The sequence below is a fragment of the Propionibacterium acidifaciens genome (genome assembly GCF_003798325.1).
Lineage (GTDB): Bacteria > Actinomycetota > Actinomycetes > Propionibacteriales > Propionibacteriaceae > Propionibacterium > Propionibacterium acidifaciens.
Genome location: NZ_CP033719.1, coordinates 713,513 through 740,056, shown reverse-complemented (window position 1 = coordinate 740,056; position 26,544 = coordinate 713,513). Strand labels below are relative to the sequence as shown.

The window sequence follows — 26,544 nt, the reverse complement described above, 5'->3', positions numbered from 1 at the left end:
CCCAAGTCTAGGACCGGGCCCCGTCGCCGGACGCCCGGCTGCGGGTCCCGTCAGGAGACGACCTTCAGTCCGGCGATGCAGTCGCGCACCTTCTTGTCGCGGGCGGAGTCGCCGATCGTGACGCTGGAGATGAAGACCCCGAAGTGGTCGTCCGAGCCGACGTCGACGACGTAGACGTCCACGACGTCGCCCTCGACCTGCGGCAGATTGCTCATCGTGACGTAGACCTCGGCCTGCATGTGCCAGGCCTGGTGGCCGTTGACGGTGGTCGCCTCGTCGACGAGGTCCTTGCGGCCCGTGTAGCCCGAGTAGTAGCCGCTGGAGGCGTAGCACTCCATGGTCTGGTGGGCCGAGACGGTCGGGTCGGTGAAACCGTCGGTGGCGTTGAGGGCGCCCACGCTGACGTTCGACATCCACCCCGGGTAGACGTCGTCGATGAGCGTGTGGAGGTCGGAGACCCAGTCGAGGTAGAAGGACGGGCTGTTGTCCCAGCCCGAGATGTCCGGGGCCTGGAGCCCGCCGCCGGCGATGCCCTTGGAGGGCTGGTTCGTCTGCGTGCTGACGGTGGTGACGGGGCAGCGCTGGCTGGACTGGTGGGAGCTGGGCGTCGGCGTGGGGGTGCTCGTCTCGTCCCAGGCGGACTCGGTGGGTGCGGCGGAGTTGGTGTCCTCGGGGACGTCGCCTCCGGCGCCCTGGCCGCCGCGGGTCAGGACGATGACGACGACGAGGGCGACGGCGGCGAGGATCGCGATGATGGCGACGACGAACCCTCTGCCCCCGCCGCTCCTCCCGGCGCCGCCGGCCGCGGTCGGGGCCTCCCCCGGCGGGGGCGTGGCCGCGGGGTCCGTCGTCGTCGTCTCGGACCATGCCTGGCCGTCCCAGTAGCGATACCTGCCGGGCGTGCCGGCGGGGTCCGGATACCAACCGGGGCTGGGCATGCGGTCTCCTCGGGGACGATGAGTCGGCGGGCGGGCTCCCGAGCCCGACCGCCGACCGGGACGGTGGACGGTGACTCGCCTTGGAGTTTATCGCCCGTGGTCCGGCCCGCCCGGCGCCGTACGGCCGGCACTGGCAGACTGGGGGTCATGGATCGCCAAACCGAGTTCGTCCTGCGCACCGTCGAGGAACGCAATGTGAAGTTCATCCGACTGTGGTTCTCCGACGTGCAGGGCTTCCTGAAGTCCGTGGCGATGGCCCCGGCCGAACTCGAGAGCGCCTTCGACGAGGGCACCGGCTTCGACGGCTCGGCGATCGAGGGCTACGCGCGCGTCTACGAGTCCGACATGGTCGCGCACCCCGACCCGTCCACCTTCCAGTTGCTGCCCTGGCGCACGCACGCCAACACGGCCCGCATGTTCTGCGACATCTCCATGCCCGACGGCTCGCCGGCGATGGCCGACCCGCGGCACGTGCTCGAGCGGGCCCTGGGCAGGGCCGCCGACATGGGGTTCACCTTCTACTGCCATCCCGAGATCGAGTTCTTTCTCATCGAGAAACTGCGTCAGGGCGAGTACGGGCCCAAGCCGCTCGACAACGCCGGCTACTTCGACCACACCACCATGGACGACGGCACCGACTTCCGCCGCGACGCCGTCATGATGCTCGAGCAGATGGGCATCTCGGTCGAGTTCAGCCACCACGAGAGCGCCCCCGGCCAGCACGAGATCGATCTGCGCTACGCCGACGCCCTGTCGATGGCCGACAACATCATGACCTTCCGCGTCGTCGTGCGCGAGATCGCCGCGAGTCAGGGCATCCAGGCGTCCTTCATGCCGAAACCGTTCACGGACGCGGCCGGCTCCGGGATGCACACCCACATGAGCCTGTTCGAGGGCGACCGCAACGCCTTCTTCGACGCCGCCGACGAGGTGCGCCTGTCGCGCACCGGACGCCACTTCGTGGCCGGCCTGCTGGCCCACGCCCGCGAGATCACGGCCGTGACGAACCAGTTCGTCAACTCGTACAAGCGCCTGTGGGGCGGCGGAGAGGCGCCGGCCTACGTCTGCTGGGGCCGGAACAACCGCTCCGCCCTCGTGCGGGTGCCGCTGTTCAAGCCGAACAAGCAGTCCAGCGCCCGCATCGAGTACCGCGCCATCGACTCCTCGTGCAACCCCTATCTCACCTACGCGCTGCTCCTCAACGCCGGGCTGGACGGCATCGAGCGCGAGCTGCCGCTGCCCGACGAGGCCGAGGACGACGTGTGGGCCCTGTCCCACAAGGAGCGCCACGCGCTCGGCATCGCGCCGCTGCCGCGCAGTCTCGACGAGGCGATCGAGGCCATGGAGTCCAGCGAGCTCGTCGCCGAGACCCTCGGCGAGCACGTCTTCGACTACTTCCTGCGCAACAAGCGCGCCGAGTACGTCGAGTACGCCCAGCAGGTCACCCCGTGGGAGCTCAGGCGGGGCATCGGCCGCATCTGAGGGTGAGGAAGGAGTCGGCCATGATGTTCGTCTGCTCCCGCTGCGGGGCCCATGAACCGTCCGCCACGCGCGCGCCCCGCTGCCGCTGCGGCGGCTTGTGGGACCTCGAGCACGAGCACCCGCCGTTCGACCCCGCCGCGGTCGACCGGCGCGAGTGGAGCATGTTCCGCTACCGGGCCTTCATGGAACTCGACGACGACGCCACATGGCAGTCCGTCACCATGGGCGAGGGCATGACGCCGATCATCGACTTCGACGACGACCTCGCGCTGAAGATGGACTACCTCATGCCCACCGGCTCGTTCAAGGACCGAGGGGCGGCCGCGCTCATCGCGCACTGCGTCTCGATCGGGGTGGACCGCGTCGTCCAGGACTCCAGCGGCAACGCCGGGCACGCCGTGGCCGCCTACTGCGCCCGGGCCGGCATCGGCTGCGAGATCTTCGTCCCGCAGGGCACCTCACCGAAGAAGATCGACCTGATCCGGGCCAGCGGCGCCGCCGTCAACGTCGTGCCCGGCAGCCGCGACCACTGCGCCGACGTCTGCCGCGCGAAGGTCGCGGCCGAGGGCGTCTACTACGCCAACCACGTCTACAACCCGGTCTTCTACGAGGGCACGAAGACCTTCGCCTACGAGATCTGGGAGCAGCTGGGGCGCATCCCGGCGAACATCCTCGTGCCGGTGGGCAACGGCACCCTGTTCCTCGGGCTCGTGAAGGGCCTGGAGGAGCTGCTGGACGCCGGGCTCATCGAGGCGATGCCGCAGATCATCGCCGTGCAGGCCGCCGGCTGCGATCCGCTGCTGCGCGCGGCCGAGGCCGGGGCCTCGCAGCCTGCGGCGGTCACGCCCGAACCCACCCTCGCCGAGGGCATCGCCATCGGGGCGCCGATGCGCGGCGCGCAGATCCTCGCCTGCGCCCGCAGATACGGCGTGCGTTTCGTCCACGCCCCCGAGGACGAGATCCTGCCCGCCCGGGCGGCGCTCGATGCCCGGGGCGTCCACTGCGAGCACACGACGGCCGCGAACCTGGCCGCCTACTGGCAGTACTGCCGCCAGTGGGGCCCAACCCCGGACTGCCTGACCACCATGTGCGGGGCCGGCCTCAAGTCCGACCACTGACCCGCTCCGGGCGCTCAGGCGTTGACCGTCCTCGGGTCAGCGCGGACTGACGACCGGCAGCATCCGTGCGACCTCGGCGGCGTGCACGCCCGAGACGCGCAGCAGGTGCTCCTCGTGCGCCCGCTCCCACGTGAGGGCGCCCGTGCACAGGGCCCAGAAGGTGTCCGGGTCGGTCTCGACGACGTTCGGCGGGGTGCCGCGGTGATGCACCGGCCCGCCGCCGGGCGCCCTCAGCTGCACGGCCGTCGTCGGGGGCACCCGCAGTTCGATGCTCAGACCGCCGAAGCGCTCGCCGAGCACCTGGGAGCAGGCGCGCAGGGCCTGCGCCGCGCCCGCCCGGTCCGGGACGACGCCGCAGCGGTCGGCGAGCAGGCGCGCCTCGATCGTGAGCGCCCGGACGACGTCGACCAGCCGCACCGGGCCCTCCTCGGTGCCGACGGTGCCGCACCCGGCTCCTTCCAGGGCCCGCTCGCAGGCGTCGATCGCCTCGTCGGCGCGGACGGCGAGACGATCCGGGTCCGTGCCGGCCATGAGCCCCCGTACGCGGCCGGCGCGGGCGGCACGGGTGCGCTCCCGGGCCTCGAGGTGGTCGGCGAGCGGCATCGCGGCGGCCCGCAGGGGGCTGGCGGCGGCCGCCGCCAGTTCGTCGGCGGCCAGCGTCAGCTCGGCGAGGGCACGCGGGTCGTCGCAGACCGCGGCCCGCAGCGCCCGCAGCAGCGCCACGCAGGTGCCGGCCGCCCTCCGTGCGGCGGTCTCGGAGCGAGCCGTCATGGTGTCCTCCTTCCGCTGCCCGTGTCGATGGTGCCCATCGGGGCCTGCTGACGGCATTAAGGCTACCCGCTGCTCCATCCGCCGCCGGCCATGCGGGATGGTCATGGGGCCTTGCAGCCGATGTCCATGGCGCTGTGCGCGCGGATCGCGGCGAGATCTGCGGCGAGAGCCTCCGCCTGATCGGACAGCAGGCAAGTCGTGGTCACTCGGATGGCGGGTTCGCTGTTGATTCTGAACAGTGAGCCTGGTGCGACGCTCCAGTGCTTGGCGAGCAGGTCCGTGCACAGACGCGCCTCGTCATCGGTCGGTATCCACACATGGAGCCCCGTGGTGTTCGTCCCGGTGACCGGGATCCCGTGTCTGCGGAGCGTCTGAAGAAAGATGTGTCGTCTTCTGTCATAGGTGCGTGCGGCATTCCTGAGGGCGTGGAGCGTGTGCTGGCCCGTCATGAGGGAGAGGACGAGTTCCTGCATGGTCCGAGGAATCCAGCCCGACGTGATGAGCAGCGTTCTGTCCAAGCGGTCGGCGGTCACAGGATCAGCCGACAGGGCCGCGAACCTCAGATCCGGACCGTGACTCTTGGACAACGACCGGATGCAGGCCCACCGGGTCGTGATGCCGGTCAGTGTCCTCAGCGGTGCACTGGTCAGATACGCGAGGTAGTCGTCCTCGATGACCAGCAGGTCCGGATGCTCGGAGATGATGGCGTGCAGCGCCGCATGGCGCTGCGGTGTCGTCCCGACCCCTGTGGGGTTCTGCGAGCGTGCGGTGATGATGACGGCCTTCGCGCCTGCTCGGATCGCCTGACGGAGCGATTCCGGGGAGATCCCCTCATCGTCGAGCGCGATGGGGGTCTTCCTCATGCCGAGAAGATCCACGAGGAGATGCGCGTGCGGGTATCCCGGATCCTCCACTGCGACGGCATCGCCTTGGGAGAGGGCCGATCTCAGGAGCCCTCCGACCGCTTCCATGGCTCCGTGGGTGAAGACGATGTGCTCGGCGGTCACATCATCAGCGGCGAATCCCTGTCTGAAGAGCTCTTCCAGTTCGGCCAGCCGAGTTGCGCTGTCCGGGCGGGCAGGAAGGGACACGGGCGTGTCATGGAGCGCAGGCAGGAGGGTGTAATCGGGATGGCCGCTGGACAGGTCCACTGACTCTGCGGGTCGGTCGATCGTCAGACGGCTGGGCGGATGGGCCCGGGCCGTGGACACGAAAGTTCCGCGCCGGCCCTCCGTGACGAGGAGACCGCGCTGGCGCAGGTCGCGGATGGCTGCTGAGACCGTCACAGGGCTCAGGTCCGCGAGCGATGCGAGCTCACGCACGGCGGGGAGCCGCTCGCCCGGCTGGCACTGGCCAGTGGCGATCGCGTCCTCGATGAGATGGACCAATTGTCGAGCGGAACGGATGCTGGTACTGTCAAGGGCGAACACGGATTGTATTGTATCAGATTTTATCTGATCTGTCACAGTATGGGGGACATGGTGTTCGAGATGGACGTGGTGCTGGATGCACCGCTCGCTGCCGACTGCCTCTCAGAGGCCGCCTACTGGCTCTACTTCGCGAGTCCTAACATCGCTCGCTTCTACATTGATCCAGTCGAGCGTCGGCGTGTGCATGTCTGGAGCCTCGCAGAGGATGAGGAATCCGAGATCGATCGAAAGGTGAGGATGACGCTGGCACGGTTCGCTCAGTCGACAAATGTCATTGATGCGGTGCCACGACGTGTTGGGATCGAGTCGTCAGGTGAAGATGTGAGGGGGGCTGACCCGGCGGGTGCGGCGGATGCAGGGTTAGTACGACGACTCGGCCTCGCGGACACGGAGATCGGAGAATTGATGACGGCACTCGCAAGAGGATTCGATGATGAGTTTCGCCGTCTTGGAACAAGTATGGGGGCCTGTGAACGTGAATACTCGACGTTGCTGCCCATCGAGTTTTTCGAGAAGTGTCATTACTTCGACGCTTTTCCGCAGAACATCATGTATCCGACGATGATGCAGACGGATGTGGATGCTGCTGAAAAATTCAGCGACTACACGGTGAATCATCGTGGTCGGCCGCCGCGTGATTATTCTGGTTTTCAGGAACGTACGCATGTCCTCGCGCCAGCGGCGTGTTTCCATGTTTACATGGCGAATGAAGAAAAAACTTTGGAGGGCAACACTCTTGTGACCACGCGTGGTACCTGCTATCGGTACGAAGGGCGTAATGCGTCGACGTTGGAGCGTCTCTGGGACTTTCAAATGCGGGAAATTGTTTACTTGGGTTCGCGTCAGTTCGTTCGTGACTGTCGAGACGAGACACAGGAACGTGTTCTCCGACTAGTCGAACAGTGGGGCTTGAGCGGGGTCGTCGAAGCTGGCCATGATCCCTTCTTCCTCCGCGGTGAGCGTCCTGAGTGCGAGCTCGACCCAGACGCGAAGTTTGAGCTTCGCCTTGATCTGCCCTATCGGGATGCAGATTCAGCCTGTGCATCGTTCAACATCAGCGGGACTTTCTTCGGTTCGACTTCGAACATCATGTTGAGTGATGGTGGAACCGCATGGACAGGTTGTACGGCTTTCGGACTGGAGCGATGGGCATGGGCGGCTGTCATGCAGCACGGCACGAATCCTGCACGCTGGCCGCACGGATTGCGCGCTGTGCTGGAAGGAGCCCGCTGACGATGAGTGCTGTGAATGCAGGAAGCCAGCTGTCTGGAGACGTTCTTGTCGAGATTCGATCAAGCTCGTCCGTCTCAGTGAGGGTCATCAGTCCGCTCGGTGACCAGGCCGAGCGACTGATTCGTGAACTGGTCAACGAGACTTTGACTCAGCGGGGCATTGATAATGTTCGGATCAAGATTCTTGATAACGCAGCGTCGGAATGGGCTGTGAGAGCACGGCTTGCCACAGCCTTCAGGCGTTGGAGGGAGCAGAGGGCTCCTCATGACTGACCACGTCATCTCTTTATATGTCTCAGCCACGAAGCCGGGGTACATTGAGCATGCACTGACAGTATCTGTCGACGAAGTTGTTGTCGATTTGGAAGACTCTGTGCCAAGTGACGAAAAAGATAGCGCACGAGATGTTGCCAGAGAGTTCCTGCGGGCTCATCCAGGCGTCGAGAATCTCATAATTCGGGTGAATCAACCTCGTGGTACTGCTCTGTATGATGACCTGAGTGCACTTGTTCCGCTCGGTTTGCGTGCGATCCGTCTTCCGGGGGCGCGGAGATTTGAGGATGTATCGCGATTCTTTTCGTGGACAAAGGAATTCGTGGATCAAAGTTCTGTCCGACTAGAATTGATGATCGAGAACAGGGAGATTTTTAGTGATATCACAAGGATTGTCGAAACTTTTCCGCAGGTGAAGGCACTGACATTTGGTGGTGGAGACTATCTGGCTGACATCAAAAGTGAGTCCCTTGAGTCCTTGTGGGAGGCGAAACGTCAGTTGGTCGCTGTTGCCCGTGAATGTGGACTGCCCGCATATGACACTGTATTCTCCGATTATCATTCGCGAGATCTCGTGTTCGGTGACGCATTGAGAGCCGCGAGTCTTGGTTTTCATGGGAAGAGTGTTATCCACCCTGCGCAGATTCCTGTTACGCGCGAGGCATTTTCCGACGCCTGTTCGTAGACGCTGCGCAAGGACCGGCTTCATGCGTGTCCTGTCCAAGAGGGGGCATTCTCTCCACTTGAGGCGATGCAGGGTGCGAGGGTAAGACTAAGTGAGGACATTCTGTGGGGTGGGGGCGATGGTTTTACCGTCATGGACCAGAAGAACCTATCGAACTCCACAGAGTCCTCGTGGTCGGCCCTTCACCGGTTCGGGTGATTTGTGGCGGGGCTCCTCTCAGGCGGGTCGTGGAGTATTTGGTTTCCCAGAAGCACTCAGGGTGTGTCAATGGATACCTCGGGCAAGGGGCTGCGGGTGTCTTGACCTACAAGCAATGACACCCACGAGAAGGCGTTTTATTGATGGCTGTTACGAATGAAATCAGAACTGGTGACCGGTGAAGTGGGCATATGATCACGAGTTGAAACGACGTGACTGCGTCTCGCGGAAGATTCGCGATATGGGGAGGCAACCAGGAGCGGGTGTTCTGGTTGTTGGCCGGCGAGTGCCTCACGGCGCGCTTCCGTCGCCAATCATCGACTCTTTTTGCCTTCGTGTTGTGAGAGCCATGCGCTGTCGACTCGATGGTGAATATGGGGCTGTTCACCGGGTCTGTGGCACGTACATCTTGCAGTTTTCGCCTGGACCGTTGGAGACGAAACGGATGGCAGTGCGTTTGGAGCAGGACCTATGGTATGGTTTCTTGGTCGATGTGGATGTTTATGATGGTGTCATTCCTGTCACCAGGCATTCTCTTGGTCTTCCTCCTCGTTCCTGCTATGTGTGTGGGTCACCGTCAAAAGAGTGCGTGGTGAAGAGCAGGCACTCTCGTCCGAGAACAATAGTCAAAATATGGATCTCCCTGATTGGAAGAGCGATTCTTCATAGGGTGCGTCCGAATGGGAAGATGCGAGGAGAGAACAGTAGTGAGTCCTAGGCGTGTGGTTGGAACAAGTCAGCAGGACATCAGTCTGGCGGCTGAGGCCCTTGTGCGCGGTGAAGTAGTGATATCCCCGACGGATACGCACTACACGTTGCTTGCTTCTCCTGCGCAGGAAGCTGGGTCCGCCCGAATATATGAGATCAAGAAACGGGACTCAGATTTTCCGTTGACGATCTTCTTGTCCGGCCCGGGTTTGTTGGATCAAGTTGCGCTCGTGGATGATCGCGTAAAAGCTCTGGCGGAAGATCTGTGGCCTGGAGGGCTTACGCTTATTCTTCCCAAGCGTCGTTCGAAAGTTCCTGATTATATCACGGCGGGATTGCCTACCGTGGCCGTTGCCTGTCATCGAAATCCAGTATTTGTAGAATTGTTGCAAAAAATCGGCGGCTGGGGTGTTTGTACTTCAGCGAATCTGTCAGGTCAGGGTGAGCAGTTGGTCACGTTCCGTCAGGCGGCTGATCAGCTAGGGGATAAGGTTTCTCTGATGGTTGACGGAGGCCCTGCGGTTTCTGATTCTGGTAATACCATTGTCGACCTCACTGGACGAACCCCACTGCTTGTCAGGGCCGGTCGGATCGCGCTGACGGATGTGCGGAAACACCTTCCGGATCTGGTTGACCGAACGAAAGACTACAAAACAAGGCTCAAGCGTCGGCAGCAGAGCGTTGCAACTTGGCACCCGACTCTTGCTGGAATGACGGCGCTGGTCACTGGGGCTGCGCGTGGACGTGGTTCTGAGCTTGTACGCGTTCTTGCTCAGTCAGGCGTGCGCACATTGGTCACGGACAAGAGCGAAACCGGAGAATCAGTGGCAGAGGAACTGATTGCTCAAGACTTCGATGTGGAGTTCCGTGTGCTGGATGCGACGGATCCTGTGCAGTGGGATGATGCCGTGAAACATGTTCTGAAAAAGTGGGGGGGACTGGATCTACTTATAAATAACGCAGGGTATTTTGAGTCAAGGCAGCTTGATGAGGTTGACCGGCACGATTGGCAGCTCAGTTTTGCTGTCAATACATCGGCCGCCTTCTATGGAATTCGTGCTGCTGCGCCATACATGGGGATGCATTCATCGATCGTGAATGTTTCATCAGTGTTCGGGAAAATCAGTCGCCCTTATACGGGAGTGGCGTATGAGACCAGCAAGGGGGCACTGTTGCCTTTAACGCGTTCGGCGGCTCGTCATTTGGCTTCCAGCGGTATACGAGTGAATGCCGTTTGCCCTGGACTCATCCGTACGCCGATGACTGAGGATCTGTTCGTTGCGGGGAATCATGATGTTCTTGCTGGCATACCGCTGGGGAGAGCAGTTGATATTTTTGATATCATCGATGCTGTTTGTTTTCTCGCATCCCCGTTGAGCAGTTACGTGACTGGGACAGCCCTTCATGTTGATGGTGGTTTGCTCTGCTTATGAGCCTGTCAACATCAATGGCCACCGATGAGTCGGCTGAGTTCCTCGCTGAGGATATTGTTTATGCGCTTGCCGCGGAAGCCGCTGCAGAGTCAAAGCCAGGACTTGTCACAGCGTCACAAACGGCCAGCCACACGGATATGGATGTCTTCACGCTTCTGCGTAGCGCGTGCAGTCTTCGAGATACTTTTCGCGATGCGGCTTTGCTGTGCGCAAACCTTGATGTGGGGCAGGCTATAAATTCTTGCTCAAGCTTGTTCGCAGAACTACGTAGCATTGGGAAATATGGCGAACAGGTGATGTTCAGGGTCACTGGTGGAGTCAATACCCACAAAGGAGGAATTTTTCTCGGAGTTCTCTTGGCGGCTGCTGCGCGGATTGTTGTGGATCGTGAGCCTTTCCTCAATCCTTCGCAAGTATGTCTTGTGGCGCGGCAATTGGCGTTTCCTGCTCTGCTTTCTGACATGATCTTCTCCGATGATGACAGTGACTCCGTTGATCATCTATCGGGTGGGTTGAGAGCTTGGAGGATGTTCGGTGTGCAGGGGATCCGCGGAGAAGTAATCTCGGGTTTCTCCAGTGTGTTGAACAATGGAATTCCTGCTCTTGAGCTATCATTGAATCGTGGTGTGCGCATCGGGGCGGCTTTGACGCATACGTTGATTTCTCTCATGGCCGTGGTGCAGGATTCGACGGTTCTCAACCGTGTCAATGATCCTAAGAGGCTAGCTCTCGTGCAGGATCGTGCAAATGACATTTTGGCCAATGGAAGTATTTTCACGAAGCGAGGGAAACGACTCATCCGACGTGCAAATGGTGAGTTTACTCGATTGCGGATCAGTCCGGGGGGAGCGGCTGATCTCACTGCGGTCAGCCTGTATCTTCATTTGTGGTCGAGTCATGGCCGTGTGGCTTGCAAGAAGAATTATTCTTCTCTATGCGAGGAAGTCGATGGCCAATCTTTCTGGATCTGACCCTCTTCTCGGGCTGTCATCATGAAATAATCAAGGGGGGAAGAGGTTCAGGGGCTCACCACAGAATTGGTGCGCTTCCGTGTCGCTCGAGGATCTATTCATGGAGGCTCGGCGGAAAAACATGGTCCCCAGTGGTAGCCAGGTCTACTGTTGTTGTGAACAATCTTCCAGGAGTGTGTCCGCAAGGGATGTGGAGCCCATCCGTCGATGACGGAGACAAGTTTTCAGAGCTTTGACTGAAATGGAAATGACGTAAAATAAAATCGGTGGTTTCTTGGCGTTTTCCATGGGAGCGGATTCTTCTGTCAGAAAGTAGAGGCAAGATGACAGGACTTCTTTTTGTGCTCGTTGGTGCCTTCCTGTCCATTTTTGATCAGTTCGTGATAAACGTGTCTGCCTATCAGATAGGTCGGGATCTTGGCGCATCGTCAGTGCAGTTGGAGGCGGTGATCAGTGGTTATGCCTTCGTGTACGGGCTGGGGCTGATCACGGGAGGCAGGATCGGTGACAGGTTCGGCCGACGCAGAGTGTACCGGACTGGGCTGATGATGTTTGCGATGACCTCTCTGTGCTGTGGCCTGGCGGGGACCGCGACCCAAATGGTTGCGGCGCGCCTTGGCCAGGGGCTGTCGGGGGCAGTCATGGTCCCGCAGGTCCTGGCCCTGATCAGGGTGAATTATCTTGGGGAGGAACGCACACGGGCGCTGTCCTGGTTCGGGATTTCGTTGGGTCTCGGTCAGGTCATGGGACAGGTCTTCGGTGGCATGATCCCGAGTCTCGATGTCCTGGGTCTGGGCTGGCGGCCGATTTTCCTGATCAATGTTCCGGTGTGCTTGCTCGCTTGGCTGGGGTGTGGGCGCTGGCTGGTCCACGACCAAGGAGCGCCCGCGGTGAGGATGGACACACTCGGTGTGATACTTTTCGCGGCTTCGGTTGTGCTGCTCTTCGTCCCCCTGCTCGACCCGACCCGGCTGGAACGGTTTCCTGCGGGGGTCGTGCTGCTTGCGGCGGGGGGAACGTTCATCGGGCTGTTCATATATCACGAACATGCTGCAGCCGTGAGAGGATCTGTGCCGCTCATACCCTACCGGCTCTTCAAGTCGTCCGGGTTCGTGCTCGGTGTTTTCCTGAACGCTGCCCTGTACATAGGAATAATTCCTTTCTTCTTCCTTCTGGGGCTTTACTTCCAGTCCATCGTGCATCTCACCTCTTGGCAGTCCGGGTTGTTCTTCGTCCCGATCGGCATCGGGTTCGTCGTGGCCTCAGTGCTCGGTCCCGGGATCATGCGTGCGATCAGTGCTCCTCTGGTGCTCGTTGCCGGCTCCGCAACCAGTGCTGCGGGACTCGGAATCGTCATGGTCCTGGTGTCCCTCGGTGCTGCCCGTGGCTGGGCGTTTCTCGCACCGCTGTTCGTGTTCGGATTCGGGAACGGCTCCATTCTTCCCATCGTGACCGGAGTCGTGCTGCGTCATCTTCCGGTGCGGAACGCGGGGGCGGGCTCGGCGATCCTCACCACCGCCCAGCAGCTGTTCGGGGCGGTCGGTGTCGCCATCACTGGATCCATGATATCGAACGCCGGCACGCTTGGGGCCACTCCCTCCGACTACGTCGAAGCGCTCTTCTTCCAGGAAATTTCGATCCTTGCTGCACTGGCATTCGCTGCCATGCTGCTCAGATCGCAATCCAGGAGTCGTGATCCGGTCGACGGAGGAACGGGATGACGGTACGATCCTGCTGATTCGCCGGCCATCTCCACAGGATCCGTCGAGACTCGTTCACCGGGAACTGACCAGATTCCTTTCTGTCGTTGGGCCGTTCTTGGGCATGAGGAACGAGTGTCTCCGGCGGTCCGTCCGACCCCGATCGGTGATCATTCGTCCTTGGCGGTCTCGCGCAGGTGGCACTTCGATCGCTGGACCGTCCCCGTGGCCACCGACAAGGTGATGGGCGGAGAGAACATACCGGCCAGACGGCCGCGCGGATCCAGCGGTGGCCGATGGTCCAACCGGGAGAGGCCATTGGCATCACGGCGGGCACGACGGATTCGTGCCAGTGATCCGGGGCCGTGCCTCCGTCCGAGGTCGCCACCCGCCCCGGCACCTCCCTCCACTAGGCTCGGTGCTGACCACCGCGGCACGGGCGCGCGGCGACCGGGAGGGGCCATGGCAGCACGCAGGATGACACTGACGGGTGTCCTGGCGCGGCGCGGGTTCACCGGCGTCGCCCATGCCGCGGAGGTGCTCGGCTCCCTTCCCGTCGACCCCGCAGGACTCATCGACGAGCTGTCCACGGCGGCCGACCCCGACCTCGGCCTGGCGGCGTTCGCCGAACTCTTCGAGCAGGCCCCCGAGCTGATCGGCGAGATCATGGCCGACCAGGGATGGCGCCGCCGCCTCGTCGCCGTCATCGGCTTCAGCCAGGCGCTCGGCCACCACCTGGGGACCCACCCGCAGGACGCCCGGGTGCTCGCGGCCGGGCCCCTCCGCTGGTCGGCCCGGGAGATCCTCGACGACCTGCTGGCCGACATCGGCCTGCCGGACCTGACCGGGGCCGAGCCGGGCGAGCTCGCCCGTGCCGTCGCCGGCGCCCCGGACGCCGCCGACCGGCTGCGCCTGGCCAACAGGCGCCACCTGGTGCGGATCGCCGGCCGCGACCTGCCGTCCCCCGACCCGGCGCTGGCCGTCGGCTCGGTCGCCGCCGAGCTGGCCGACCTGGCCGACGCCGTCATGGTCTGCGCCCTCACCATCGCCCGCAGCGAGGTCGTCGACCAGGCCCGGGCGAGGCTCGGCGTCATCGCGCTCGGCAAGTGCGGGGCCCAGGAGCTCAACTACCTGTCCGACATCGACGTGCTCTTCGTCGCCGAGCCCGCCGACGAGACGGTCACCACGGCGGAGGCCACCGCCATCGGCAACCTCATCGCCGCCGCCACCACGCGCATCTGCTCGGCCCATTCGACCTGCGGCACCATCTGGCAGGTCGACGCGGCGCTGCGCCCCGAGGGCAAGAAGGGCCCGCTCACCCGCACTCTCTCGGCCCACCGCGCCTACTACGAGCGATGGGCCAGGAACTGGGAGTTCCAGGCCATGCTCAAGGCCCGCCCGATGGCCGGCGACCCGGAGCTGACGGAGGGCTTCTGCCGGATCGTCGAGCCCCTCGTCTGGCAGGTCGGCGGGCGCGACGACTTCATGAGCGAGGCCCAGGCGATGCGCCGGCGGGTCGTCGGCCTCATCCCGGCCAAGGACGCCCGGACCGAGATCAAGCTCGGCTCCGGCGGCCTGCGCGACGTCGAGTTCAGCGTCCAGCTCCTCCAGCTCGTCCACGGGCGCGTCGACGAGCGCCTGCGCCTGCGCGGCACCCTCCCCGCCCTGCACGCCCTGGCCGCCCACGGGTACATCGGCCGCGGCGACGCCTCCGAGCTCGACCGCGCCTACCGCTTCGAACGCACCGTCGAGCACCGCATTCAGCTGTTCTCCCTGCGCCGGAGCCACCTCATGCCGTCCGGCGACGACGACCGGCGCCGCATCGCCCGCTCCCTCGGCATGCACGAGGGCGAGGAGCTGTGGGAGGCCTGGCGGCGCACCGCACGCGACGTCGAGCACCGCCAGCGCCGCATCTTCTACTCGCCGCTGCTCGAGGCCGTCTCGCACCTGTCCGACGAGGAGCTGCGCATGTCGCCGCAGGCCGCCCAGGACCGCCTCAAGGCCCTCGGCTTCGCCGACCCGCGCTCGGCGCTGTCCCACATCAGGGCCCTCACGACGGGGGCCAGCCGCACCGCCGAGATCCAGCGTCAGCTCATGCCCGCCATGCTCGGCTGGTTCGCCGAGGGCCCCAACCCCGACCTCGGCCTGCTCAGCTTCCGCCAGCTCTCCGAGGAGATGGGCGGCACGAGCTGGTACATGAGGGCCCTGCGCGACGAGGGCCAGATGGCCGAGCTGCTCGCCTCGATCCTGTCGAGCAGCCGCTACGTCATCCGGATGATCGGCTACGTTCCCGGCGCGGTCCAGATGCTCGCCGACGCCTCCCAGCTGGCCGTCAGGCCCCGCGAGGCCCTGGTCGAGACGATGAGCGCCGCCGCCCGCCGCCACGACGACACCGACGGGGCCGTCGAGGCGCTGCGCACCGTTCGCTGCCGCGAGCTCACCCGCCTGGCCCTCGGCGACGCGCTCGGCCTCATCGGCACCCAGGACGTCGGCGCGGGCCTGTCGTCCGTCATGGGCGCCACCATCGACGTGGCCCTGGCCATCGCCGCGCGCGAGCAGGACGGGCCGGTGCCGCCGATCGGCGTCGTCGCGATGGGCCGCTGGGGCGGCGCGGAGCTCAGCTACGGCTCGGACGCCGACGCCATGTTCGTCGTCCCCGACGGCACGGACCCCGAGGGGATCACCGTCGCCACCCGGGTCGTCGCCCGCCTGCGCGCCCTGCTCAAGGCGCCGGGCCGCGGCCCGGCCCTCGAGATCGACGCCGGCCTGCGCCCCGAGGGCAGGGACGGCGCCATGGTGCGCACCCTGTCGGGCTTCCTGAGCTACTACGAGCGCTGGTCGAGCACCTGGGAGCACCAGGCCCTCGTGCGCGCCGACCACGGGGCGGGGGACCGCCGCCTCGTCGAGGCCCTGCTGGCGGGCGTCGACCACCTGCGCTGGCCCGCCGACGGGCTGAGGCCCGAGCAGGTCGCCGAGATCCGCAGGCTCAAGGCCCGCATGGAGCGCGAGCGCATCCGTCGCGGCACCGACCCGCACCGCAACCTCAAGCTCGGCCCGGGCGGGCTGTCCGACGTCGAGTGGACCGTGCAGCTGCTCCAGATGCAGCACGCGGGCCGGATGCCCGGGCTGCGCACGCCCACGACGATGACGGCCCTCACGGCCCTGCGCGAGGCCGGTCTCGTGGACGAGCCCGACGCCCGGGCCCTCGGCCGGGCGTGGCGGCTGGCGAGCGCCCTGCGCGACCACACGATGCTCGTGAGCGGCCGCTCCAGCGACCTGCTGCCCTCCGACCCGCGCGACCTGGCCGCCATCGCCGTGCAGCTGCACCGCGACATGGCCAACGCCTCCGAGCTCATCGAGGACTGGGAGCGCACCTCCCGCAGGGCCTCGAACGTCGTCGACTGCATCTTCTGGGAGCGCGACTCATGAGACACCCGAGATTCCCGCAGCGCCCGCGCCCCGTCGGCGGGCGCGTCGTCCCCGGCATGACGCACGCCCCCGGCGGGAAGCCCGCGCCGTCCGGCGACGGCCGCGGGGCGGGCCACGGCGCCGACGGCTCCCTCGTCGTCTTCGGCGGGACGAGCGACATCGGCCTGGCCGTCGCCGCCGAGCTGCTCGCCGCGGCACCCCGCCCCGTCGTCCTCGTCTGCCGGCCCGGCGCCCCGCGCGTGCCCGCCGCGCGGCGGGCGATGCTCGAGGCCGGCGCGACCCGGGTGCGGATCGTCGACCTCGACGTCGCCGAGCTCGGCGCTCACGAGGCGGCCGTCGCCGAGGCCCTCGCCGGGCCGGTCGACCGCGTCGTCCTCGCCTTCGGCGTGCTCGGCGACCAGGAGCGGGCCTGGCAGGACGCCGGGGCCGCCGTCACCGTCTTCACCGTCAACGCCACGGCCGCCGTGAGCATCGGCGTGCTCGTCGCCCAGCGGCTGCGCGGGCAGGCCCGGGCGACCGGCCGCCGCGGGCGCATCATCGCGATCAGCTCGGTGGCCGCCGAGCGGGTGCGGCGCCCCAACTTCGTCTACGGGGCCTCCAAGGCCGGCATGGACGGCTTCTTCACCGGCCTGCGCGAAGCCCTGCGCCCCGACGGCATCGGCGTGCTCGTCGTACGGCCCGGCTTCGTGCGCAGCGCCATGACGGCCGGCCGCAGCATGCCGCTGGCCGTCGACCCGCGTCGCGTCGGGCGGGCCGTCGCCGAGGCGGACGAGCGGGGCCGCGAGCTGGTGCGGGTGCCGGCCGTCTTCGGGCCGGTCATGACGGTCTTCAGGCTGATGCCGCAGGCGCTGGCGCGCAGGATGCCCTGGTGACCGACGGGGCCGCGGCCGCCTCGTCGGGCCCGTGCCCGACGAGGGCGTCGTCGCGCGGGACGCCCCCGCGGCCGACGGGGCTCAGGGGAACTGGGCCGCGATGCCGTCCAGGAGCAGCCCCACACCGGCGCGGAAGTCCTCGGCCCCCGACGGGACCGGCGGGGCGTCCTCGCCGGCCAGCGGGCCCAGCTGGACCCGCTGCTGCTCCTCGTTGACGTGACCGATGACGAAGTGGACGAGCGTGCGGGCCCCGAGCCCCGCCCGCTCCGGCTCGAGCCCCGCCCCGGTGAGGCAGGCGGCCGGGCCGTCGGCGAGATCGGTCGCGGCCATGCCGATGGCACGCATCGTGGCGACGAGGTCGGCCGAGTCCCGGTGGGCCAGAAGCCTCGAGCGCAGCGCATCGGCCCACCCGGCCAGCCCGGCCCGCCACGGCCCTGCGGGCTCCTCCAGGCCGTCGAGGATCACGGTGACGAGCCCGGCCAGCAGGGTCTGCTTGTTGCTCACGTGCCAGTAGAGGGCGCCGGCCCTCACCCCGAGAGAGTCGGCCAGGCGCCGCATCGTGAGATCGGCCAGGCCGTACTCGTCGAGGATCGCCAGGGCCGCGTCGGTGACATCCGTGTCGTTGAGAGCCATGAGGTCAGCCCAGGGAGTCGTAGAGCCCGTTGGTGAAGGCGCCGAGCTCCTCGGCGGCAGGCCCCGTCGCGGTGACCTGGATGAGGCCACCGGTCAGCTCGCGGGTGCAGGTGACGGCCTGCGGCACGTCCTGCGGTGCACCGCAGACGGAGGCGCCGACCTCGGTCGTGTCGCTGGTCTTCTTGCGCAGCGACTCCAGGTAGCCCTTGTCGCGGGTCGCGATGAGCGTCACCAGGCGCGTGCCGGTGCCGTCGGAGTAGACGCCGGTCTGCATGACCGCCGGGGTGTTGTCGATGGTCGTCGGCGCCGGCGTGGGGGACTCCTGGGCGCTCCAGCCGTCGAACTGCGCGGGCAGGGCGAGGTCGTCGGCGGCCAGGGGGGTGGGGCTGTCCGACGTGCTCGCGGCCGGGGTCGACGGGCTCGACGAGGCGCTGGCCGAAGGCCCTGGCTCCGGCGAATCCGCGCATCCGGCGAGCCCCAGCACGGCCAGTGCCGCGCCGACGATGACGAGCGGATCCCTCCAAGAGCCCATGGGGCAAGTATGGCAGCCGTTCCGGACAGGACGAGGGACGAGCACGGACTCGCGGATACAAGTGAAAGTTCATATCGTGGCAGGTGCTCCTGCCGGACGGTTCCGCGGCGGTCCTGCCACGGCATCACGGGATGCGATGAGGCGAGGAGGATCCATGGCCATGATGATCGACGATGAACACGTCCTGACGACGGCCGAGGATGCCCGGGATGCAGGGGCCGTGGCCGAGGAGCTGCGCCGTCCGAACCCCGCGCTTCATGCGGGGAACCTGCCGCCGCGGATCGTGGAACTTCTTCTCCGGGTGCTCGACGCGACGGCCAGAGGAGGCACCCTCAGCGTGACTCCTCTTCCCGAGGAGCTCACGACGTCCACCGCGGCCAAGATCCTCGGCATCTCGCGCCCCACCCTGATGAAGATGATCCACGAGGGGCGGATTCCCGCCCATGAGGTCGGTACGCACCATCGTCTGAGGACCCAGGACGTCTTCGCCGAACTGCGCAGGCGCCGTGAACGCCAGAGCGCCGCCTTCGCGGTGGAGGGCGACGAGATCTGACATCCGCGGGGTGTCCGGTGGGCTCGAGAGGACCCGATCGGGGGCGGCGTCGTTCTTGCTGGTGGGGTCCTCCATGCGGAACGCCGTGATCATGCGCGGCGGGCCCGTCCGACGAGCCGCATGAGGCCCGACGCGCCGGGGCCCGCCCCCGGTGGCAGGGGGCGGGCCCCGGACTCGGCCCGGACGGCTCAGATCTGGTAGTACAGGTCGAACTCGTAGGGGTGCGGGCGCTGCTGCAGCTCGGCGATCTCCGCGCGCTTCATCGCGATCCAGGTGTCGATGAGGTCGAGGGTGAAGACGTCACCGGCGAGCAGGTAGTCGTTGTCCTTCTCGAGGGCGTCGAGCACCTCGGACAGCGAACCGGGCACCTGGTCGACCTCGTCGTACTCCTCGGGGGGCAGCTCGTAGAGGTCCTTGTCGATCGGGGCCGGCGGCTCGATCCGGTTCTGGATGCCGTCGATGCCGGCCATGAGCTGGGCCGCGAAGGCGAGGTACGGGTTGGAGCTCGGGTCGGGGCAGCGGAACTCGATGCGCTTGGCCTTCGGGTTCGGGCCGGTGATCGGGATGCGGATGCAGGCCGAGCGGTTGCCGTTCGAGTAGACCAGGTTGACCGGCGCCTCGAAGCCCGGCACGAGACGGTGGTAGCTGTTGACGGTCGGGTTGGTGAAGGCCAGCAGGCTGGGGGCGTGCCTGAGCAGGCCGCCGATGTAGTGGCGGGCCATGTCGGACAGCTGCGCGTAGCCGTTCTCGTCGAAGAACAGCGGCTCGCCCCTGTTCCAGATGGACTGGTGGCAGTGCATGCCCGAGCCGTTGTCGCCGAAGACCGGCTTGGGCATGAAGGTGGCGGTCTTGCCGTGCAGGTAGGCGGTGTTCTTCACGATGTACTTGAACTTCATCGTGTTGTCGGCGCTGGTGAGCAGCTCGTCGAAGCGCCAGTTGATCTCGGCCTGGCCGGCGGAGCCGACCTCGTGGTGGGCGCGCTCGATGTCGAGGCCGGCGGCCAGGCAGCGCTTCACCATCTCGTCGCGCAGGTCCCCGTAGTGGTCGGTGGGGGCGACGGGGAAGTAGCCTCCCTTGACCCGCACCTTGTAGCCCTGGTTGCCGCGGTCCTCGGTGCGGCCGGTGTTCCAGGCCGCCGCCTCGGCGTCGACCGAGTAGAAGGACCTGTGGCCGTTGGTCTCGTAGCGCACGTCGTCGAAGACGTAGAACTCCGCCTCGGGGGCGAAGTAGGCGGTGTCGCCGATGCCGGTGGTGCCGAGGTAGGCCTGGGCCTTGCGGGCGATGTTGCGGGGGTCCCGGCTGTAGGGCTCCTTCGTGATCGGGTTGTGCACGAAGAAGTCGATGATGAGGGTCTTGTGCTCGCGGAAGGGGTCGAGCCAGGCGCTGGACGGGTCGGGCATGAGCGCCATGTCGGACTCGTTGATCGTGGCGAAGCCCTCGACGGAGGAGCCGTCGAAGGCGAGGCCCTCGGTGAAGACCTCGGGGCCGAAGCCGCTGGACGGGACGACGAAGTGCTGCATGACACCTGGCAGATCGCAGAAGCGCACGTCGATGAACTCGACGTGCTCGTCCTCGATGAACTTCAGCAGGTCATCGGCGCCTTTGAACATGTTTTCCCCCCGGGAGAGTCGAGCGGGGCCCGGTGCCCTGCTCGTACGGTGACGGGCATCACGCTACTAGGTGCGGGGCCCCCGGTGTTGCACGCGGGTTTCAGCGAGGTTACGGGGCCGGACCGCGCGGCAGGGATCGGACCGCGCCCGGCGGGCCCGCCGGATGTTCATCGCGGCCCGCGCCCGGCCGGCCCGTCCTCAGGATCCCCCTCTGCCGCGCGAGGAGGTCTCGAACAGCAGGTTGATCTGCTCGTTGGCCTCGTCGAGGGAGGACGCGGGGAGGCGCTCCGACCAGACGGCCTCCATCGCCGGGCTCATGATGGCCAGGATGTCGGCGCCGAAGTAGGACAGCGGGAAGTAGAAGCCGGTGCCGTTCTCGACGTGCTGGGTGAAGGAATCCACGGGCAGGCCCGTCCGCTCGAAGACCTCGATGGCCTTCTCGGTCGACGAGGCGATCGCCGGGAAGACGACGCCGTACGAGGCGACGATGTCCTGCGCCTCGGCCGTGCCGAGGAAGGCCACCCACCGGCAGGCCTCGGCGATCCTCGGCGACTGCTTGACGACCGAGTCGCCGACGCCGTTGAGCATCGACGCGTTGCGCCCCGACGGGCCCACCGGGGTGGCGGCGATGCCGACGTCGATGTCCAGCTTCGCGAAGGTGTTGAACATCCAGGCGCCGTGGACGACCATGGCCACGGCGCCCGAGCCGAGCTGGATGTCCTGCCCCGTCACGTCGGAGAAGGTGCCGTAACTGTTCAGACAGCCCTTGTCCACCAGCCCGAAGTACCAGTCGATGGTCCGCTGGAACCGGTCGGCGTCGTCGTACCGGTAACGGGTGCCCCAGGTCGGCCTGTCCATGTACGACCAGTCGCCCACCGAGCCGGTGAAGGGGCTCCAGGACGTCTGCCCGTCGCCGTCCCCGGCGTCCTTGGTGCCGAGGCCGTAGACGGCGACGTGGTCCTTGTCGAAGCCCTCCTCGTCGCCGCGCACCCCGTTGCGGTCGACGGTGAGGTGGGCGATCATCGCCTCGAAGCTGCCGCCGTCGTCGGGGTTCCAGTCCCAGTGCGCGACGTCCTCCTCGGTGTAGCCGGCATCGGCGAGCATGCTCCGGTTGTAGAAGACCGCCTCGGTGTCCCAGTCCTTGGGGCAGCCGTACTGGTGGCCGTCCTCGCCCTTCCACAGGTCGATGAGGCCCGCCTGGAAGGACGACTCGTCGACGCCCGCCCAGGCCTCCTGCTCGTCCAGGGGCACGAGCACGTCGAGGTCGACGAACTGGGCGAACTTCGAGACGTGGTCGATGAAGGCGTCCGGCCCGGTGCCGGCGATGAAGGCGGCGGTCAGCTTGGTCCAGTAGTCGTCCCAGCCGGTCTGGGTGATGTTGACCGTGATGCCGGTCTTCTCCTTGAAGCGTTCGGCGCAGGCCTCGTAGGCGGGCTTCTGGAGCGAGTCCCACAGCCAGTACTCGACCGTGCTGCCGCCCTGTGAGCCGGTGCCGTCGGAGGAGCAGGCGCCCAGACCCAGGGCGGCGGTGCCCGCCGCGAGGGAGGCGAGCGCGGTGCGGCGCGTGATCATGGGCGAGGAGGGCCTGCCGGTGCGGGGGATTCTCTCGTTCATCGTGGTGCCTCACTTGATCCCGGTGAAACCGATGGAGTTGACGATGCGCTTGGCCGAGGCCATGAAGAGCAGGAGCATCGGCAGGGCCGCCACGAGGGTGGCGGCCATGAGACCGGCCCAGTCGGTGCCGCTGGAGGGCGCCTGGGACTTGAAGACCGCGACGGCCACCGTGAGCACCCGTGAGGAGTCCGAGTAGGAGACCAGCAGGGGCCAGAAGTAGTCGTTCCACGCCGTGATGTAGGTGAGGATCGCGAGCGTCGTGATCGGGGCCTTGGCCATCGGCAGGACGAGTTGGAAGAACACGCGGATCTTCGAGGCGCCGTCCAGGAGGGCGGCCTCCTCCAGCTCGTACGGGATGTTCATGAAGAACTGCCGCAGGAAGAACACCGCGAAGGGCGTCATGAACATCGTCGGCAGGGCCATGCCCAGCAGGCTGTCGATGAGGTGGAGCTGCCTGATCAGCACGAAGTTCGGCAGCAGCGTGAAGATCGACGGCACCATGAGGGCCGCGAGGAAGACGCCGAAGACGACGTCCCGGCCCCGCCAGCGCAGTCGGGCGAAGGAGTAGGCGGCCATTGAGGAGAAGAAGACCTGGCCCGCCGTCACGAGCGTCGCGACGACGAAGGAGTTGCGCAGGTAGATCCAGAAGTTCATCGAGGCGCCGGAACCGCCGTCGGCGATCGCCTCCTCGGTGGACTGCATGCCGAAGACGCGCTCGAAGCCGCGCAGATTGGCATCGACCGGCAGGATCGAGGTCGGGCCGCTGGTCAGCCCGGCGTTCGAGGACAGCGCGGTGCGCAGCACCCAGTAGAAGGGCAGGATCGTGATGATCATGATGAGGATCATCACGATCCAGGCGAGGGCGTGCCCGACGGAACGGCGCCCGCCGGCCGGCTCGGCGGCCGGTGCGGTGGCGGCCTCAGAGGCCGGGCCGGTGGTGGAGATGGTGCTCATGGTCGTTCCTCCTCAGGCCAGGTCCGTCTCGCCGGCGCGCGTCATCCGGTACTGGAGGATCGTGATGGCGGCCAGCACGATGAGCAGTCCGACGGCCATCGCCGAGGCGTAGCCGAACTGGAAGCGCCCGAAGGCCATGTCGTAGATGTAGTACTGGAGCACGCGGGTGGCGTTGACCGGGCCGCCCTGGGTCGTCACGGAGACCGTGTCGAAGACCTGGAAGGAGCCGATCATCGTCATGATGAGGACGAGCGCGAGGATGGGGCGCAGCAGCGGCATCGTGATCCGCCAGAACATCGTCCACTCGCTGGCGCCGTCCACCTTGCCGGCCTCGTAGACCGAGTTCGGGATGGACTGCAGGCCGGCGAAGATGAGCAGGGCCGTGTAGCCCATGTGGCGCCACACGTTGATGAGCGCGATGGTCGGGATCGCGAGCGCCGAGGAGAAGAAGTTGACGCTCTCGCCGGTGATGGCCTCGATGATCTGGTTGGAGATGCCGAGGGTGTTGTCGAGGATCCACAGCCAGAGCATGGCCACGACGACGTTCGAGACGAGGTAGGGCGTGAGGACGACCGAGCGGACGAGGGTCGACTGGGTGAGGCGCTGCATGAGCACGGCGATGAGCAGCGCGAGGAGCGTCTGGAGGCCGATGTTGATGACGACGTACTCGAGCGTGACCTTGACCGCGTTCCAGAAGATCGAGTCGCCGAGCATGCGCTCGTAGTTCGCGAGACCGGTGAACTGCTCGGGCGTGAGCAGGTTGTACTCGGTGAGGGACAACCAGATGCCGCGGACCAGCGGCCACAGGTAGAAGGCGACGAGCCCGATGCCGGCGGGGATGATGAAGGCGATGCCGAGCACGCGGTCGTCCTTCGTCCTCCTGCCGGGTCTCGGAACCGCCCCGGTGAGGGCGCTCATGAGGATCCTCCGTTCGCCGTGGAGTGTGCTCGGATCGCCGGCGCGCGGTCCGGGCCGAGGGCGGTCGCGCGCACGAGCAGAAGGTGGTCCGGGTGGATGGAGGGCAGGGACAGGCCCGTCACCGACAGATAGGCGCCGGGCAGGACGACGCCCTCGGGGCGGGTCCAGGGGGCCCCGTAGCGCAGCTCCTCGCCGAGCGGCGTCTCGAGCCGCACGTGATAGGTGCGCGCCGGGTCGAGGCCCGGCAGCGGGCGGGGCGCGGCGGGCCACGAGAGCGGCTGGCCGAGGGCCGCGATCTCGTAGAGGGCGTCGGAGCCGTCGGCCGCGACGACGCCCTGGATGCGCAGGGGCTCGTCCTCGTCGAGGTCGGCGTGGACGAGGACGCCGGAGTGCAGCAGGGGGCGGAGCCGCTTGTGCAGGGCGATGAAGGAGGCGAGGGCGCGCCGCTCGGGCTCGGGGGCCGACAGCAGGTCGAACTCCACGCCCATGTGGCCCCACAGGGCCGTGCCGGCCCGGAAGGAGATGTCCAGTTCGCGGCGGGTCGTGTGGTCCCGGCGGTTCCCCACGTGGGTGCCGACGAGCTCGGGCGGCAGCAGCAGCATCGTGCCGCGGTTGATGTCGTGGCGGTCGTGGGCGTCGTTGCAGTCGCTGGCCCACACGCGCTGGACCCGCTCCGTGACGCCGAGGTCGATGCGCCCGCCCCCACCGGCGCACGACTCGATCTCCAGCCCGGGGAAGCGCCCGTGCAGGGCGTCCAGGAGCCGGTAGTAGGCGAGGGTCTGGTCGTGGACGGCGGGGGCGCCGCAGCGGGTGCCGGCCGCCTGGTGCCCGGCGGTGAGCAGGGGCGAGTTGTGGTCCCACTTGATGTAGGCGATGCCCAGTCGCTCGACGAGCCCGCTCATCGTGTCGCGGAGGTGGTCCCAGGCGCCGGGGGCGGTGAGGTCGAGGACCCGCTGGTTGCGGTGCTCGGGGGCGCCGCCCGCGCCGTCGGAGAGGATCCAGTCGGGGTGGGCCCGGGCGAGGTCGGAGTCGGCGTTGACCATCTCGGGCTCGAACCACAGGCCGAACTCCATGCCGAGGCCCCGCACGTGCTCGGCCAGCGGCTCCAGCCCCTGCGGCCAGGCGTCGGGGGAGACCCACCAGTCGCCCAGGCCGGAGCGGTCGTCGCGGCGGGAACCGAACCAGCCGTCGTCGACGACGAAGCGCTCGACCCCGAGGGCGGCGGCCTCGTCGGCCAGGGCCGTGAGGGTGCCCAGGTCGTGGTCGAAGTAGACGGCCTCCCAGGTGTTGAGCAGCACGGGGCGGGGCCGGGCGGGGTGCGAGGGCAGGGAGCGCAGCCAGGCGTGGGCGCGGCCGGCGAGCTCGTCCAGGCCCTCCCCCCAGGAGAAGACCGCCCAGGGGCACGTGTAGGACTCGCCCGGGTCGAGCACGACCTCGCCCGGGTGGAGCAGCTCGCCCGCCCCGAGCAGGCGCAGGCCCTGGGAGGTGTTGAGGGCGACCGAGCGGGTGTTCCCGGACCAGGCCGGGTGCACGCCGTGGACGGTGCCGGAGCGCCAGCCGAAACCGGTGCGTCCGGCGGCCAGCCAGGTGGCGGCGTCGTGGCCCGGGCGGCCCTCCCAGCTCTCGCGCAGCCTGGTGCCGGCGGTGAAGGGCGTGCGCACGAGACGACGCTCCCGGCCGTGGTGCCCGGCCATGTCGAGCAGCTCGGACGCATCGGCGGGGACCGGCAGGACGGGGGTGACCTCGCCCACGACGAGGGGCGAGCCCTGGGGGCCCCGCCCGTCGGTCGCCCGGTTCGTGACGGTGACGCGGACGCGGACGAGCCCGCAGGCCTCGAGGCGCAGTTCGGTGGCCACGCCGATGGCATGGACGGGGTCGGCGCCGACCGAGCGCACGACGTCGGCGCCGGCCTCGGCGGCCACCGCATGGGCGATCCCGGTCACGTGGGCGGAGAAGGCCGAGCCGTCCTGGCGGTGGAGGAGCAGCGCGGGGCGCCCCGCCCAGCCCAGGTGGGGCAGCGGCAGGACGGGCAGGTCGTTGGTGATCCAGGTGCTGTTGTCGCCGGTCGACGTCGCCTGCGCCGTCGCGAGGTCGGTGAACGCCGCGCCGTCGAACGGCCCCAGGTCCGTGCCCCAGTGGCGGACGACGGGGAAGCGGTCCGTCGGCAGGTCCAGGACCAGCGAGGTGCCGGCTCGGCGCAGATGCACGGTCATGACAACGATGTCCTCGTCTCAGGACCCCTTGTGAGGGGTGCGGAGCGCGGTGCCCGGCGGCGGGAGCCGCGTGGGCACCATGATAACCGGTGGGCCGATGGTGGGTGCGCGTCTCACCACGTGGCGGTTCACCCCGCCGGTTCACTGTGCGGAGCCGGTGGAATGACGAGCGATCTCCGCACAGTGAACGGGCCGGGACGGCGTTCCGCTGCGCGCGGGCGTGGACTTTCGGGGCCGATGACCGACATCGGGAAGAAACGGCGCTCCGCTGCGCGCG

At 66.8% G+C, this 26,544-nt stretch carries 22 protein-coding genes; 12 read left to right on the top strand and 10 right to left on the bottom strand.

All coding sequences use genetic code 11. The annotated features are described in order from the left end of the window. Positions 1-50 precede the first annotated feature (50 nt). Positions 51-938 (bottom strand): DUF2510 domain-containing protein, encoded by an 888-nt coding sequence (locus tag EGX94_RS03175; protein ID WP_021798903.1) that lies wholly within the window; start codon positions 936-938, stop codon positions 51-53. A 147-nt stretch (positions 939-1,085) separates the two neighbouring features. Here EGX94_RS03175 and glnA (EGX94_RS03170) point away from each other — a divergent pair, with 147 nt between their 5' ends. Continuing rightward, the gene (gene glnA / locus EGX94_RS03170) at positions 1,086-2,420 is read left to right on the top strand and encodes a type I glutamate--ammonia ligase (RefSeq protein ID WP_021798905.1); all 1,335 of its coding nucleotides are present in this window, start codon (positions 1,086-1,088) and stop codon (positions 2,418-2,420) included. A gap of 20 nt (positions 2,421-2,440) precedes the next feature. Beyond that, complete coding sequence (locus EGX94_RS03165; protein ID WP_021798904.1) at positions 2,441-3,538, top strand: threonine synthase; 1,098 nt, start codon at positions 2,441-2,443, stop codon at positions 3,536-3,538. Positions 3,539-3,574: 36 nt separating this feature from the next. Here EGX94_RS03165 and EGX94_RS03160 read toward each other — a convergent pair whose 3' ends face one another. Then, positions 3,575-4,309 carry a sterol carrier family protein gene (locus EGX94_RS03160; protein WP_123825887.1) on the bottom strand — a complete coding sequence of 245 codons (735 nt, stop codon included), beginning with the start codon at positions 4,307-4,309 and terminating at the stop codon, positions 3,575-3,577. 101 nt (positions 4,310-4,410) lie between these two features. Next, positions 4,411-5,739 carry an aminotransferase class I/II-fold pyridoxal phosphate-dependent enzyme gene (locus tag EGX94_RS03155; protein WP_021798591.1) on the bottom strand — a complete coding sequence of 443 codons (1,329 nt, stop codon included), beginning with the start codon at positions 5,737-5,739 and terminating at the stop codon, positions 4,411-4,413. A gap of 48 nt (positions 5,740-5,787) precedes the next feature. On the opposite strand from EGX94_RS03155, the gene EGX94_RS13300 reads away from it, so the two are divergent. From EGX94_RS13300 to EGX94_RS03115, 9 genes are all read left to right on the top strand, one after another. After that, complete coding sequence (locus EGX94_RS13300) at positions 5,788-6,972, top strand: tRNA ligase class II core domain protein (protein ID WP_021798596.1); 1,185 nt, start codon at positions 5,788-5,790, stop codon at positions 6,970-6,972. Further along, positions 6,885-7,244, top strand: a complete 360-nt coding sequence (locus tag EGX94_RS14270) for a hypothetical protein (RefSeq protein WP_404825116.1) — start codon at positions 6,885-6,887, stop codon at positions 7,242-7,244. Before EGX94_RS13300 ends, EGX94_RS14270 begins: the two co-directional genes overlap by 88 nt. After that, complete coding sequence (locus EGX94_RS03145; RefSeq protein ID WP_081660591.1) at positions 7,237-7,929, top strand: HpcH/HpaI aldolase/citrate lyase family protein; 693 nt, start codon at positions 7,237-7,239, stop codon at positions 7,927-7,929. The genes EGX94_RS14270 and EGX94_RS03145 overlap by 8 nt, the downstream gene beginning before the upstream one ends. 439 nt (positions 7,930-8,368) lie before the next feature. Further along, positions 8,369-8,845, top strand: coding sequence for a citrate lyase holo-[acyl-carrier protein] synthase (locus EGX94_RS14265; RefSeq protein ID WP_081707481.1), 477 nt, complete (start codon positions 8,369-8,371; stop codon positions 8,843-8,845). Between the two features lie 4 nt (positions 8,846-8,849). Further along, entirely contained in the window at positions 8,850-10,268 is a 1,419-nt protein-coding gene (locus EGX94_RS03135) for an L-threonylcarbamoyladenylate synthase (RefSeq protein WP_192962684.1), read from the top strand. A 14-nt stretch (positions 10,269-10,282) separates the two neighbouring features. Then, on the top strand, positions 10,283-11,239 hold the full coding sequence (locus tag EGX94_RS03130) for a triphosphoribosyl-dephospho-CoA synthase (protein WP_021798598.1): 957 nt from the start codon (positions 10,283-10,285) through the stop codon (positions 11,237-11,239). A 323-nt stretch (positions 11,240-11,562) separates the two neighbouring features. Continuing rightward, positions 11,563-12,960 carry an MFS transporter gene (locus EGX94_RS03125; RefSeq protein ID WP_021798593.1) on the top strand — a complete coding sequence of 466 codons (1,398 nt, stop codon included), beginning with the start codon at positions 11,563-11,565 and terminating at the stop codon, positions 12,958-12,960. A 441-nt stretch (positions 12,961-13,401) separates the two neighbouring features. Beyond that, positions 13,402-16,368 (top strand): bifunctional [glutamine synthetase] adenylyltransferase/[glutamine synthetase]-adenylyl-L-tyrosine phosphorylase, encoded by a 2,967-nt coding sequence (locus EGX94_RS03120; RefSeq protein WP_123825883.1) that lies wholly within the window; start codon positions 13,402-13,404, stop codon positions 16,366-16,368. Continuing rightward, positions 16,365-17,240 carry a decaprenylphospho-beta-D-erythro-pentofuranosid-2-ulose 2-reductase gene (locus EGX94_RS03115; protein ID WP_226906044.1) on the top strand — a complete coding sequence of 292 codons (876 nt, stop codon included), beginning with the start codon at positions 16,365-16,367 and terminating at the stop codon, positions 17,238-17,240. The genes EGX94_RS03120 and EGX94_RS03115 overlap by 4 nt, the downstream gene beginning before the upstream one ends. An 81-nt stretch (positions 17,241-17,321) precedes the next feature. Here EGX94_RS03115 and EGX94_RS03110 read toward each other — a convergent pair whose 3' ends face one another. Together EGX94_RS03110 and EGX94_RS03105 are read right to left on the bottom strand one after the other, a co-directional pair. Beyond that, a complete protein-coding gene (locus EGX94_RS03110; RefSeq protein ID WP_021796721.1) occupies positions 17,322-17,873 on the bottom strand; it encodes a TetR/AcrR family transcriptional regulator C-terminal domain-containing protein in 552 nt (183 codons plus the stop codon). A 4-nt stretch (positions 17,874-17,877) separates the two neighbouring features. Beyond that, on the bottom strand, positions 17,878-18,405 hold the full coding sequence (locus tag EGX94_RS03105) for a hypothetical protein (RefSeq protein WP_021796720.1): 528 nt from the start codon (positions 18,403-18,405) through the stop codon (positions 17,878-17,880). A 154-nt stretch (positions 18,406-18,559) separates the two neighbouring features. Between EGX94_RS03105 and EGX94_RS03100 the strand changes: the two genes are divergently transcribed. Beyond that, the gene (locus EGX94_RS03100) at positions 18,560-18,958 is read left to right on the top strand and encodes a helix-turn-helix domain-containing protein (protein ID WP_043120491.1); all 399 of its coding nucleotides are present in this window, start codon (positions 18,560-18,562) and stop codon (positions 18,956-18,958) included. A 188-nt stretch (positions 18,959-19,146) separates the two neighbouring features. Here the strand turns inward: EGX94_RS03100 and glnA (EGX94_RS03095) are convergent, their stop codons facing one another. From glnA (EGX94_RS03095) to EGX94_RS03075, 5 genes are all read right to left on the bottom strand, one after another. Continuing rightward, a complete protein-coding gene (gene glnA / locus EGX94_RS03095; protein ID WP_021796716.1) occupies positions 19,147-20,568 on the bottom strand; it encodes a type I glutamate--ammonia ligase in 1,422 nt (473 codons plus the stop codon). A gap of 198 nt (positions 20,569-20,766) precedes the next feature. Further along, positions 20,767-22,182 (bottom strand): ABC transporter substrate-binding protein, encoded by a 1,416-nt coding sequence (locus tag EGX94_RS03090; protein ID WP_021796718.1) that lies wholly within the window; start codon positions 22,180-22,182, stop codon positions 20,767-20,769. 9 nt (positions 22,183-22,191) lie between these two features. Beyond that, positions 22,192-23,136, bottom strand: a complete 945-nt coding sequence (locus tag EGX94_RS03085) for a carbohydrate ABC transporter permease (RefSeq protein ID WP_021796714.1) — start codon at positions 23,134-23,136, stop codon at positions 22,192-22,194. Between the two features lie 12 nt (positions 23,137-23,148). Next, a complete protein-coding gene (locus EGX94_RS03080; RefSeq protein ID WP_021796711.1) occupies positions 23,149-24,054 on the bottom strand; it encodes a carbohydrate ABC transporter permease in 906 nt (301 codons plus the stop codon). Continuing rightward, entirely contained in the window at positions 24,051-26,267 is a 2,217-nt protein-coding gene (locus EGX94_RS03075) for an alpha-galactosidase (RefSeq protein WP_021796717.1), read from the bottom strand. The genes EGX94_RS03080 and EGX94_RS03075 overlap by 4 nt, the downstream gene beginning before the upstream one ends. Positions 26,268-26,544: the final 277 nt, after the last annotated feature.